Origin of the sequence: Pseudomonas sp. S31 (assembly GCF_016648105.1) — a bacterium.
Classification (GTDB): Bacteria; Pseudomonadota; Gammaproteobacteria; order Pseudomonadales; family Pseudomonadaceae; genus Aquipseudomonas.
In genome coordinates this window covers 1-11,914 of sequence record NZ_JACVVE010000073.1, presented here as the reverse complement: position 1 = coordinate 11,914, position 11,914 = coordinate 1, and the positions used below count along the sequence as shown (strand labels likewise).

At 66.7% G+C, this 11,914-nt stretch carries 10 protein-coding genes; 3 read left to right on the top strand and 7 right to left on the bottom strand.

Annotation, left to right across the window (positions count from 1 at the left end; translation table 11 throughout):
* Nucleotides 1–255 precede the first annotated feature (255 nt).
* The 3 genes from IAE37_RS28215 to IAE37_RS28205 all read right to left on the bottom strand — a co-directional run bounded on the left by IAE37_RS28215 (nt 256) and on the right by IAE37_RS28205 (nt 3,236).
* Nucleotides 256–1,674, bottom strand: a complete 1,419-nt coding sequence (locus tag IAE37_RS28215; protein ID WP_201178734.1) for a short-chain fatty acid transporter — start codon at nt 1,672–1,674, stop codon at nt 256–258.
* Between the two features lie 171 nt (nt 1,675–1,845).
* Nucleotides 1,846–2,502, bottom strand: coding sequence for a CoA transferase subunit B (locus IAE37_RS28210; RefSeq protein ID WP_201178733.1), 657 nt, complete (start codon nt 2,500–2,502; stop codon nt 1,846–1,848).
* A 35-nt stretch (nt 2,503–2,537) separates the two neighbouring features.
* Nucleotides 2,538–3,236: a CoA transferase subunit A gene (locus IAE37_RS28205; RefSeq protein ID WP_201178732.1), complete on the bottom strand. Its 699-nt coding sequence runs from the start codon at nt 3,234–3,236 to the stop codon at nt 2,538–2,540.
* Between the two features lie 140 nt (nt 3,237–3,376).
* Between IAE37_RS28205 and IAE37_RS28200 the strand changes: the two genes are divergently transcribed.
* Entirely contained in the window at nt 3,377–4,282 is a 906-nt protein-coding gene (locus tag IAE37_RS28200; protein ID WP_201178731.1) for a LysR family transcriptional regulator, read from the top strand.
* Nucleotides 4,270–5,094, top strand: coding sequence for an aldo/keto reductase (locus IAE37_RS28195; protein WP_201178730.1), 825 nt, complete (start codon nt 4,270–4,272; stop codon nt 5,092–5,094). Before IAE37_RS28200 ends, IAE37_RS28195 begins: the two co-directional genes overlap by 13 nt.
* 50 nt (nt 5,095–5,144) lie before the next feature.
* Here IAE37_RS28195 and IAE37_RS28190 read toward each other — a convergent pair whose 3' ends face one another.
* Genes IAE37_RS28190 through lexA form a run of 4 tightly spaced genes read right to left on the bottom strand, consistent with a single transcriptional unit; the run spans nt 5,145 to nt 10,884 of the window.
* Nucleotides 5,145–8,225, bottom strand: coding sequence for an error-prone DNA polymerase (locus IAE37_RS28190; protein ID WP_201178729.1), 3,081 nt, complete (start codon nt 8,223–8,225; stop codon nt 5,145–5,147).
* Complete coding sequence (locus IAE37_RS28185) at nt 8,222–9,640, bottom strand: Y-family DNA polymerase (RefSeq protein ID WP_201178728.1); 1,419 nt, start codon at nt 9,638–9,640, stop codon at nt 8,222–8,224. Before IAE37_RS28185 ends, IAE37_RS28190 begins: the two co-directional genes overlap by 4 nt.
* Before the next feature lie 6 nt (nt 9,641–9,646).
* On the bottom strand, nt 9,647–10,267 hold the full coding sequence (gene imuA, locus IAE37_RS28180) for a translesion DNA synthesis-associated protein ImuA (RefSeq protein WP_201178727.1): 621 nt from the start codon (nt 10,265–10,267) through the stop codon (nt 9,647–9,649).
* Nucleotides 10,267–10,884: a transcriptional repressor LexA gene (lexA, locus tag IAE37_RS28175; protein WP_201178726.1), complete on the bottom strand. Its 618-nt coding sequence runs from the start codon at nt 10,882–10,884 to the stop codon at nt 10,267–10,269. The genes imuA and lexA overlap by 1 nt, the downstream gene beginning before the upstream one ends.
* Before the next feature lie 94 nt (nt 10,885–10,978).
* On the opposite strand from lexA, the gene IAE37_RS28170 reads away from it, so the two are divergent.
* On the top strand, nt 10,979–11,632 hold the full coding sequence (locus IAE37_RS28170; protein ID WP_201178725.1) for an HAD family hydrolase: 654 nt from the start codon (nt 10,979–10,981) through the stop codon (nt 11,630–11,632).
* The last annotated feature ends 282 nt before the right edge of the window (nt 11,633–11,914 follow it).

Genomic DNA, 11,914 nt, shown 5'->3' with positions numbered 1-11,914 from the left:
ATCGCGAGCTGCGCTCGCTCCTACATTTGTTTCTGGCCAGTAACGTCAGTGACAGACGCTCGCGACCGCCTAGTTCGTACGACGCGGTATCGCATACTGCCCACCGCAATATCGTGGCGGGCACTAAGGCAGTCGCGCGCAAATCCCACAGGCATGATTGGCCAGAAACAAACGTAAGCGAGCGCAGCTCGCGATGCGCCGCACGGGCGGCGCGCGATCTACGCAGCGTCACACCTCTCAAGCCAAAACCTTAACTCATGGCATCACCGGTGGCACATATTGCAACGTCGCCCCCAGCGCCCACAACAACACCAGCACCAGCGGCACATGCACCAGCAGTTGCACGAACGAGAAGCCGATCAGGTCGCGCGCCTTGAGCCCCAGCACGCCGAGCAGCGGCAGCATGTAGAACGGGTTGATCAGGTTCGGCAGCGCCTCGGCGGCGTTGTAGATCTGCACTGCCCAGCCCAGGTGGTACTGCAGATCGTTGGCCACCAGCATCACGTAGGGTGCCTCGATGATCCACTTGCCACCACCCGATGGGATGAAGAAGCCCAGCACTGCCGAATACACGCCCATCAACACGGCATAGGTGTCATGGGTGGCGATCTGGGTGAAGAACAGCGAGATATGGTGAGCCAGGGTCTGCTCGTCGATGCCCTTGACCGTGGTCAGGATGGCGGCGATCGAGCCATACAGCGGGAACTGGATCAATACCCCGGTAGTGGTCGGCACGGCGCGGGCCACGGCATCGAGGAAGCTGCGCGGGCGCCAGTGCAGCAAGGCACCGAGCATGATGAACAGCAGGTTGTAGGTATTTAGCCCGGAGATCGCGGTGATTGCCGGTTTGGTGGCGAACTCCTGGTACAGCCAGCCGCCAGCCAGGGCCACCAGTAACAGGATCAGCAGCGGGCTGTGTTCCAGCCATTCGCCCGGGCGGGTGCGCTTGGGCGCCGGTGGCGCGGTAAAGCTTGGGTCGACGCCGCAATCCTGGGCACTGCGTGCGCTGTTGGGGCCAGGTGCGGTGGCATAGGCGATCACCAGCGAGACCACCACCAGCGCCCCGAGCATCACGCCGGACTGCCAGAGGAAGATGGTTTCGGTGAACGGGATCACCCCGGTGATGGACAGGATCGACGGCGGCAGGCTGGCCGGGTTGGCCTGCAACTGCGCGGCCGACGACGACAGGCCCAGTGCCCACACGGCGCCCAGGCCCAGGTAGGCCGCGGCACCGGCGGCGCGGTAGTCCATCTTCAGGTCGGTGCGGCGCGCCAGGGCACGAACCAGCAGGCCACCGAACACCAGCGACAGGCCCCAGTTGAGCAGCGAAGCGAGCATCGAGATCAGCGCCACCCAGCACACCGCCGAGCGACCGTTGCGCGGAATCCGCGCCAGGCGGTCGATCAGCCGCGCTGCAGGCGGCGAGCTGGCGACCACGTAGCCGCCGATGACCACGAAGGCCATCTGCATGGTGAACGGGATCAGGCTCCAGAAGCCGTCGCCAAAGGCCTTGGCAGTGTCGAGAGGCTTGGCGCCCATGGCCAGGGCGCCGATGCACACCAGCAGCACCGCCAGGGCAGCGAACACCCAGGAGTCGGGGAACCAGCGTTCGGCCCAGTTGGAGCAGCGCAGGGCAAAGCGGGCGGAGCGGCTGTCTTGAATTTCAGCGGCCACAGTACATTCCTTTCTTGGTCTTATGGTTGGAACGACAATACGGGGAAAAACACAAAAACCCTGTAGGAGCGGGTTCACCCGCGAATGCGCCAGCCGGCAAAACATAGTTGCCAGGCCCGATGCATTCGCGGGTAAACCCGCTCCTACAGGGGGTATGTGGTGCCCGTTATGTCAGAAGGTCATTTCCTTCACATCGTCCGGCACGATCAGCTTGCCGGCGGTCTTTTCGATGATCTCTTCGACGCTCACCCCTGGCGCGGTCTCGCGCAGGATGAAAGCGCCGTCCTCGATCTCGAGGTAGGCCAGGTCGGTCAGCACCTTGCGGATGCAGCCGGCGCCGGTCAGCGGCAGGCTGCACTGGGGCAGCAGCTTGGACTCACCATCCTTGGACGCGTGGGTCATGGTGACGATGATGTTTTCGGCACCCGCCACCAGGTCCATCGCCCCACCCATGCCTTTGACCAGCTTGCCGGGGATCATCCACGAGGCGATGTTGCCTTGCACATCGACCTCGAAGGCGCCCAGCACGGTCAGGTCGACATGGCCACCACGGATCATGGCGAACGACTGCGCCGAGTCGAAGATCGAGGCACCGCGGCGGGCGGTGACCGTCTGCTTGCCGGCGTTGATCATGTCGGCATCGATGGTGCTTTCGGTAGGAAACTCGCCCATGCCGAGCAAGCCGTTTTCCGACTGGAGCATGACATCCATGTCGGCGGGGACATAGTTGGCCACCAGGGTCGGGATACCGATGCCGAGGTTGACGTAATAGCCGTCCTGGAGTTCTCGGGCCACACGTTGTGCCATCTGTTCGCGGGTCAGTGCCATGGTCAGGATCTCTTTGTTGTTCTGATGGATGGCGCTCAGGCCTTGACGGTGCGCTTTTCGATACGTTTTTCGAAGGTACCGACGATCACTCGGTCGACGAAGATCCCAGGGGTGTGGATCTCGCTGGGCAGCAGTACGCCGGGCTCGACGATTTCCTCGACCTCGACCACGGTGATCTTGCCGGCGGTGGCGGCCAGCGGGTTGAAGTTCTGTGCGGTGTTGCGGTACACCACGTTGCCGTAGTGGTCGGCCTTCCAGCCTTTGACGATGGCGAAGTCACCGGTGATGGCTTCTTCGAGGATGTACTGGCGGCCCTTGAACTCGCGCACTTCCTTTCCTTCGGCAACCGGAGTGCCGTAGCCGGTGGCGGTGAAGAAGGCCGGGATACCGGCACCGCCGGCGCGCATTTTCTCGGCCAGGGTGCCTTGCGGGGTGAGCTCCACTTCCAGCTCGCCGCTGAGCAACTGGCGTTCGAATTCGGCGTTTTCGCCCACGTAGGAAGCGATCATCTTGCGGATCTGCCGGTCCTCGAGCAGCACGCCCAGGCCAAAGCCGTCGACGCCGCAGTTGTTGGACACGACCGTGAGGCCTTTCACGCCACGGCGCTTGATCTCGGCAATGAGATTTTCGGGAATGCCGCACAGGCCGAAGCCGCCGGCCAGTACCGTCATGTTGTCGGTCAGGCCTTCGAGGGCCTCTTCATAGGTTGCTACGCGCTTGTCCAGTCCGGCCATGCTGATCCGCCTTTTGTAGTTGTTTAACCGACGAGGCTGTCGGCGAGCGTGTGCTGGCATCTTCACCGCTGGCGACTGATTTGTTAATTTTGTTTTCGTCATCGATTGATAACTTTTACAAAACAACGATTGGACCTGCCATGAACGTCAAGCAACTGCGCGCCTTCGTCACCGTGGCCAAGTACCAGAGCTTTGCCCAGGCAGGTGAGCACCTGCATGTCTCGCAACCGGCGTTGAGCCTGACCATCAAGGCCCTGGAAGAAAACCTCGGCGGCGCCCTGCTCACCCGCACCACCCGCAGCGTCAGCCTCACCACCGAGGGCGAAGTTTTGCTGCCGCTGGCCCGGCGCCTGCTGGCCGACTGGGACGACACCGAGGAAATGCTGCGCCAGCGCTTCACCCTGCAATTGGGCCGGGTCTCGGTGGCGGCCATGCCGGCCTTCGCCGGCAACCTGCTGCCCCATGGGCTCAAGGTGTTTCGCCAGCGCTACCCGAAGGTCAACGTCACCGTCCACGACGTGATCAACGAGCAGGTGCTGGAACTGGTGCGCCACCGCCGCGTCGAACTGGGCATCGGCTTCGAGCCGGACAACACCGAGGGCTTGCGCTTTCATCCGCTGTACAACGACCGTTTCGTCGCGGTGGTGCCCGCCGATTCGCCCCTGGCCCTGCTACCCCAGGCCAGCTGGGCGCAACTGCTGGCCGAGGACTTCGTCGCCCTGCAGCGGCCGTCGGCGGTACGCTTGCTGCTGGAGCAGAACGTCGCGGCGCGGCATGGCAAGCTCACGGTGGCGTTCGAGAGCCATCAACTGGCGACCGTTGGCCGCATGGTCGCCAGCGGCCTGGGCGTGAGCGCGGTACCGGCGCTGTGCATCGACCAGATGCAGGAGCTGGGCGCCCGCTGCGTGAAACTGGTCGAGCCGACCGTCGAGCGGCGCATCGGCGTGATCGCCCTGAGCGACCATACGCTGTCCACCGCAGCCCAGGCGCTGCTGGAAGTACTGCTGACCCATATCCACATACCGGAGGTGACATGCGCTACGTGAAACTGGCAGACACCCAGGTACCGGCCATCGGCCAGGGAACCTGGTACATGGGCGAGGACCGAGGTCGCCGGGCCGCCGAGGTGAAAGCCCTGCAACAAGGCATCGAACGAGGGCTGACCCTGATCGATACTGCCGAGATGTACGCCGAAGGCGGTGCCGAGGAGGTGGTCGGTCAAGCCATCGCCGGGCGCCGCGACCAGGTGTTCCTGGTCAGCAAGGTCTACCCGCACAACGCCAGCCGCCGCGGCGTGCCGGCCGCGTGCGAGCGCAGCCTGGCGCGGCTGGGCACCGACTGCATCGACCTGTACCTGCTGCACTGGCGCGGCCAGTACCCGCTGGAGGAAACCGTCGAGGCCTTCGAGCGCCTGCGCGAGCAAGGCAAGATCCGTCGCTGGGGCGTCTCCAACTTCGACGTCGATGACCTGCGCGAGCTGCACGAGCCGGCCTGCGCCACCAACCAGGTGCTGTACAACCCCGCCCAGCGTGGCATCGAGTTCGACCTGCTGCCCTGGAGCCGAAGCCATGCCCTGCCGACCATGGCCTACTGCCCATTGGCCCAGGCTGGCCACACGCTGCTGAAGCACCCGGTGCTCGCCGAGATCGGCGAACGCCACGGCGCCACCCCGGCCCAGGTGAGCCTGGCCTGGGTGACCCGTGACCAGGACGTGATCGCCATTCCCAAGGCCGTGTCGCCGGAGCACGTGCACCTGAATGCGGCAGCCGGCGCCCTGACCCTGACCAGCGAGGACCTGCGCGCCATCGACCGGGCGTTCCCTGCGCCGACGCGCAAGCAGCACCTGGCGATGGTCTGATCGACCGCGTGGGTTTCATCGCCGGCTTGCCGACGATGAGGCCCGCGACCTCAGTGAAAATCCCGGCTACGCACATCCAGCCCCTGCAGCAACGGGCTGACATCATCGAGCCGCCGCGCGATCAAATGGCGCACCCCATTCTCCTGCTCCAACCGCCCGCTCACCTTGAGCAGCTGCGAGCCCACCAGGGCCTGGCGCTGCCGCTCGGCCAGGTCACGCCAGACCACCACGTTGAGCATGCCGAATTCGTCCTCGAGGGTCACGAAGGTCACCCCACTGGCGGTTTGTGGGCGCTGACGCCCCACCACCAAGCCAGCCACGGCGATGGCATCGCCATGCTGCACATCGACAAGCTCTGCCGAGCTGCGGCAACCGAGTGCGCGCAGCCGAGTGCGCAGCAGCGTCAACGGATGCGGGCCCAAGGTCGTCCCCAGGGTGTCGTAGTCGGCGTACAGGTCCTGGGCTACCGTCGGCGCCGGTAGCGCTACCGCCATTTCGGCCACCGGCTCCACCTCGGCGAACAACGGCAGCTGCGGCTGCACCGCCGCCACCTGCCAGCGCGCCTGGTGCCGATTGCCGGCCAGCGCACGCAAGGCGCCGGCATCGGCCAGGCGGGCACGGGCGCGGCTGTCGAGCCCGGCACGCAGGCACAGGTCCTCGACATCCCGCCAGGGGCGCTGCGCCCTCGCCTGCTGCAGACGCCGGGCATCGTCCTCGACGAAGCCGCGGATCTGCCGCAACCCCAGGCGAATCGCCAGATCACCGGCTGGGTCTGGCTCGAGGGTGCAGTCCCACTCACTGTGCAACACATCCACCGGGTACACCTCGATGCCCTGGCGACGTGCCTCCTGTAGCAACTGGTCGGGGCTGTAGAAGCCCATCGGCCAGCTGTTGACCAGCGCGCAGGTGAAGATCGCCGGCTCGTGGCACTTGAGCCAACTGCTGGCGTAGCACAGCAGGGCGAAACTGGCGGCGTGAGACTCAGGGAAGCCATAGCTGCCGAAGCCCTTGATCTGCTCGAAGATCCGCTCGGCGAAGGCCTGGTCGTAACCGTTGCGCAGCATGCCCTGGATCAGCCGCAAGCGGTGCGGTTCGAGGCCACCGTGGCGCTTCCAGGCGGCCATGCTGCGGCGCAGCTGGTCGGCTTCGCCTGGGCTGTAGTCGGCGGCGACCATGGCCAGCTCCATGACCTGCTCCTGAAACAACGGCACGCCCAGGGTGCGCTCGAACACTTCCTCGAGCGCGGCTGACGGATAGCTGATCGGCTCTTCGCCCAGGCGCCTGCGCAGGAACGGGTGGACCATGTCGCCCTGGATCGGCCCGGGGCGCACGATCGCCACTTCGATCACCAGGTCGTAGAAGGTCTGTGGCTGGAGCCGCGGCAGCATGGCCATCTGCGCCCGCGACTCGATCTGGAACACGCCCATGGTCTCGGCGCGGCTGATCATCGCGTAGGTGGCCGGGCATTCGGCGGGAATGCTGGCCAGGGTCAGTTGCCGACCGCGATGGCGCTGCACCAGCTCGAAGCAGCGGCGCAGGGCGCTGAGCATGCCCAAAGCCAGCACATCGACCTTGAGCAGGCCGACCATGTCCAGGTCGTCCTTGTCCCACTGGATGACCGTACGCTCGACCATCGTCGCGTTTTCCACCGGCACCAGTCGGTCGAGCGGCTGCTCGGAGATGACGAAGCCACCCGGGTGCTGCGACAGGTGCCGGGGGAAGCCGATCAACTGCCCCGCCAGCACCAGGATGCGCCGCAGCGAGGGGCTGTCCGCTTCGAAACCGGCCTCGGCCAGCCGCTGGGCATCGGGAATACGGTCGCTCCAGCGCCCACAGCATTTGGCCAGGGCATCGACCTGGTCGGCCGGCAGCCCCAGGGTACGGGCCACATCGCGCACCGCGCCAGCCGCGTGATAGGTACTGACCACCGCCGTCAGCGCGGCGCGATGCCGGCCATAACGGCGGAATACGTACTGGATCACCTGCTCGCGCCGGTCATGCTCGAAGTCGACGTCGATATCCGGCGGCTCGTTGCGCTCGCGGGACAGGAAACGCTCGAACAACAGGCGGTGCTGCATGGGATCGAGTTCGGTGATGCCCAGCACGAAGCACACCACCGAGTTGGCTGCGGAGCCACGGCCCTGGCAAAGAATGTGCTCGCCCCGGGCGTAGGCGACGATATCGTGAACAGTCAGGAAATAGCTTTCGTAGCCCAGTTCCTCGATCAGCGCCAACTCCCCTTCGAGTACCGCTCGCACCTTCTCGCTGGCCCCCTGCGGCCAGCGCATCGGCAAGCCACGCTGGCACAGTTCGCGCAGCCAGCTGGCCGGCGTGTGGCCCTCTGGCACCAGTTCGCGGGGATACTGGTATTTCAGCTCGCCGAGGTCAAACCGGCAGCGCTCGGCGATCACCAGGGTCTCGGCCAGCAGGTCTGGCGCATACAGCTCGGCCAGTTGCTCGCGGCTGCGCAGGTGGCGCTCGCCGTTGGCGAACAGGTAGCGCCCCGCCTGGGCCACGGCGCAGTGCTGGCGCAAGGCGGCCATGCAGTCCTGCAGGGCCCGGCGGCCACGCACGTGCATGTGCACATCGCCACAGGCGACGGCGCGGATGCCCAACTGCGCCGCCAACCCGCGCACCCGCGCCAGGCGTTGCGCGTCGTCGCTGCCACGGTGCATGTGCACGGCCAGCCACAGGCGCTCGCCGAACAGTGCCTGCAAGGCCTGGCCAGTGCTGACATCGCTGCCCGGATCGGCGACCCACAGTGCCAGCAGGCCCTCGTGGTGCGCGTGCAGGTCGTCTGCCAACAGTTGATAGTGGCCTTTTTCAGCCCGGCGCCGGGCCCGGGTGATCAAGGCGCAGAGGTTCTGGTAACCGGCCAGGTTTTCCACCAGCAACACCAGTTTCGCGCCGTCGTGCACGCGCACCTCGCTGCCGACGATCAGCTGCAGCCCATGCGCCTTGGCCGCCTGCCAGGCTCGCACGATCCCGGCAAGGGTGCATTCGTCGGTGATCGCCAGGGCCTGGTAGCCTTGCTCCTGGGCACGCTGGAACAGCTCGTCGGCGCTCGAGGCGCCGCGCTGGAAGCTGAAATTGGACAGGCAGTGCAGCTCGGCATAGCCCATCGCACTCATGCGAACCACCCTTGCAGCCACAAGGGCCCTGGCGCGGCAAGGTCGCGATAGGCCCAGCCACGCAGCCCTTCGCGGGTTTCGATGCGGTAGTAGTCGCGCCGCACATCGCCACCGTCCCACCAGCCGGACTCGATCCGTTCGGCATGCCCGAGCAGGCGATGGCCGCCCTCGCCCAGCGCCTGTGGCGCCGGCAGCAACCAGCCAGGGCGGCTGCCTGGCAGCACCGGCGACACGCCCGGGCCGCCCTGCTCCGTGGCCTGCCAGGCGCATTCGGGGCGGTGGTCGGCTTCGGCGCGCAGGCCCTTGACGGCGTCATCGCCCAGGCGTGCACGCAAGCGCTCGCGCAGTTGCTCCCAGGGCTGCAACTGCTGGCCGCGCGGGTCGAACAGGGCCTTGTGCTGCGGCACGAACGGCGGCAGGTCGTCAGCCACCAGGCGCAGATTGCGCACCGGCGCCGGAATCTGCAGCGGCTCGAGCCGCCCTCGGGCCAGTTCGAACAACATCGTGGCATCGCGCTCGGCCGCCAGCAGCCCGACCTTGAGCAAGGTGTCCGGCCCCTCGGCGTGCTCCAGGTGCAGGCAGAAGCGCTGCACGCCACAGTCGCGCCCCGCGAGGAAGGCCGCCAGGTCGTTGAGCAGGCGACGCAGCGGGAACAGCAGCGCCTGGTGCGATTCGACGTCGAAATTCAACTCCAGCCGAGCCTCGAAGCGGTCCGGCGGCTGGTAGAAGTCTAGCCCCAGGCTGCGCAGGCCGAGCAGTTGGTCCAGGTGCAGTTGCACCTGGGCGGCAAAGCGCTTGGCCAGGGCGTCGCGGGGCAAGGCCAGGACTTCACCGAGCCGGCGCAACCCCATGCGTGACAAAGCCTCGGCAGCTTCGCGCGGCAGCCCCACGCGCTCGATGGGCATGCCCGCCAGCCTCTCGCGTGTCTGCTGTGCACAGGTCAGGGCCAGACCATCGTGAGCGTTGGCGAGCATGCGAGCAGCCACCGGGTTGCTGGCCAGCACGATGCGCTGGCGCAATCCCAGCTCGGTCAGCTCCTGACGCAGCCGCGCCTCGAACGCCGGCCAAGGGCCGAACAGCTTCAGGCTCGAGCCCACTTCGAGCAACAAGGCCCGGGGGTAATGCAAGCTGACCTGGGCACTGTAGCGGTAGGCCCAGGCGGCCAGCAGTCGTTGCAGGTCCGCGATGCGCGCCGGCTCGACTTCGACGCAGGTGAAGCCATCGGCCAGGGCACGGGCGGCGGTGAGCGTCTGCCCCGCACGCAGCCCCAGGGCCTGGGCAGCCGGGTTGACCGCCTGCAGCACACGACGCTGGGTCGGCCCAGTGACCAGTACCAGTGGACTATCGGAATCGGCACGCTCGCGCAGGACCGAGTCGAGTGCCAGCTGCGGCAGGAGTATGCAAGCCCAGAGCATAGGGCATCAGCCTCGCCCCGGGCAGGGGATGGCCCCGGCCGGCGGCAGGCCTCCCTTGCATTTGAGTACCCGCCACTGTGCTGGCCGGGTGTCGATGGCGATACGCAACGCCGCTGGCGACGGATTGTGCGCCGCCTGTTGCGGGCGGCAGGCGAAGGCCAGGGCCTGGCCGGTTTCGGCCGCCACCTGCAGGCGACGCAGTGCACGGTCGTCGGCACGCGCCGGCCAGCACAGCACGGCGGCGCAACTGCCCGAACGCAGGCACTGCTCGGCGGCCCAGAGGGCATCGGCCTGCTCGGCCTCCACCTGCACCAGCCAGCGCAAGTCGACCCCCGCCGCCTGCCAGGCCGGCGCGTAGGGAATGAAGGGCGGCGCCACCAGCACCACCCGGCCGCCCTCGGCGCTGAGCCGCGCCAACGAGGGCCAGAGTAGTTGCAGCTCGCCGCAGCCGGGGCTGGCCAGCAGCAGTTCGGTCAGTGCAGCAGCGGGCCAGCCGCCATCGGGCAGACGCGCGTCGAGTTCGGCATGGCCGGTGGGCTGCAGCCCTTGCGGCCGCACCTGAGCTTGCCGGCCACGCCATACCTGGCGTTGGTCGAGCAGCCGATCGAGGTCGACGACCGCGCCCATCAGTCACGCCTCAGCAGGCCGCAGAACACGCCTTCGATGCAGAAGTCGCGCTCCGGGCCGACATCGATCGGGGCATAGGCCGGGTTGCGTGGCAACAGCCGGTAGCCGCCGGGTTGGCGCTGCAGACGCTTGATGGTGACCTCGCCATCGAGCCGGGCGACCACGATCTGGCCGTCACGTGCATCGGCCTGCTGGCGGATACCCACCAGGTCGCCATCGTAGATGCCGTCGTCGATCATCGAGTCGCCGCGCACCTTGAGCAGGTAGTCCGGGGTCCGCCGGAACAGGCTGGGGTCGATCAGCAGTTGCTCGTGGATACCCAGGTCAGGGCCGATCGGCGCACCGGCCGCGACCTGGCCGAGTACGGGGATTTCGAGGATTTCCGGGCGCCGCAGGGGCTCGGCCAGGCGGATGCCGCGCGCCTGGTTGGGCGTGACGTCGATATAGCCGGCCTGGCACAGCGCGGTGATGTGCTTGCGGGCCACGCTGCGCGAGGCAAAGCCGAAGCGCGTGGCGATGTCGGCCAGGCTCGGCGGCTGGCCGTGGTCGGCGATGCGCTCGCGGATGAAGTCGAGGATCGCCTGGCGTTTGGGGGTCAATGTGCTCATGGAGTACATTTGTACTCTTTTCGGCGCACACTGAATAGCCCCCTTCATCGTCTGCTTTGGTTATCATCCCTGGGTGAATCGTTTTTTCTTGCCTGGATGCCCGATGCTGACCGCCCTGCTGTTCGACCTCGATGGAACCCTGACCGACACCGATACCCTGCACCTGCAGGCCTTCCGCCAGTTGCTGCATGACCATGACGGTCGCGAACTGACCCAGGCGCAGTTCGATACGCAGGTCAGCGGCCAGGCCAATGGGGCGTTGTTCGCCGAGCTGTTCCCCGCCGCCAGCGTCGCTGAACGGCTGGCCCTGGCCGAGCGCAAGGAGGCGTTGTTCCGCGAACTGGCGTCGGTGCTCGAGCCGATGCCGGGCCTGCTGCGCTTGCTGGCACATGCCGAGGCCAGGGCGCTGGGCATGTGCGTGGTGACCAATGCGCCGCGCCTGAACGCCGAGCACATGCTCGCGGCCATGGGCCTGGGCACGCGCTTCGAGCATGTGCTGGTGGCCGAAGAGCTGGCGCGACCCAAGCCCGATCCGTTGCCATACCTGACCGGCTTGCAGCGCCTGGGCGCCACGGCCGAGCAGGCGTTGGCCTTCGAGGATTCGCTGCCGGGGGTACGCGCGGCGAGTGCGGCGGGGATCTTCACCGTGGGGCTGGCCACGACCCAGACCGAGGAACGGTTGCTGGCTGCGGGGGCTGGGTTGGTGGTTGACGATTTCGAGGATCCGCGGTTGTGGGCGTTGTTGGCGCGGGGGTGAGGGCTTTGGATTTGTAGGGGCGCGTGGATCGAGCGCCGCCCGCGCGGCGCTTCGCGGGTAAACCCGCTCCTACAGTCTGTTTCGGGCCAATCAACCCTAAGGCATTGTGGTTTGTACGACGCGATGTCGAATGGGACGAACAAGGGCCGCGCACGAATGGTGGCAGGAGACATTGGCCCGAAATAGACTGTAGGAGCGGGTTTACCCGCGAAGCGCCGCGCGGGCGGCGCTGAGGGTGTCAGAAATTTTGTGTTCGGGCATAACATGAGTAAGAGGTGCATG

Bases quoted from the DNA above. Each gene is read 5' to 3' on its own strand.
- IAE37_RS28170 (WP_201178725.1), top strand. From the start codon at position 10,979: ATGCTGACCGCCCTGCTGTTCGACCTCGATGGAACCCTGACCGACACC.
- IAE37_RS28210 (WP_201178733.1), bottom strand. From the start codon at position 2,502: ATGGCACTGACCCGCGAACAGATGGCACAACGTGTGGCCCGAGAACTC.
- IAE37_RS28195 (WP_201178730.1), top strand. From the start codon at position 4,270: ATGCGCTACGTGAAACTGGCAGACACCCAGGTACCGGCCATCGGCCAG.
- imuA (WP_201178727.1), bottom strand. From the start codon at position 10,267: ATGGGCGCGGTCGTCGACCTCGATCGGCTGCTCGACCAACGCCAGGTA.
- IAE37_RS28185 (WP_201178728.1), bottom strand. From the start codon at position 9,640: ATGCTCTGGGCTTGCATACTCCTGCCGCAGCTGGCACTCGACTCGGTC.
- IAE37_RS28200 (WP_201178731.1), top strand. From the start codon at position 3,377: ATGAACGTCAAGCAACTGCGCGCCTTCGTCACCGTGGCCAAGTACCAG.
- IAE37_RS28190 (WP_201178729.1), bottom strand. From the start codon at position 8,225: ATGAGTGCGATGGGCTATGCCGAGCTGCACTGCCTGTCCAATTTCAGC.
- lexA (WP_201178726.1), bottom strand. From the start codon at position 10,884: ATGTACTCCATGAGCACATTGACCCCCAAACGCCAGGCGATCCTCGAC.
- IAE37_RS28205 (WP_201178732.1), bottom strand. From the start codon at position 3,236: ATGGCCGGACTGGACAAGCGCGTAGCAACCTATGAAGAGGCCCTCGAA.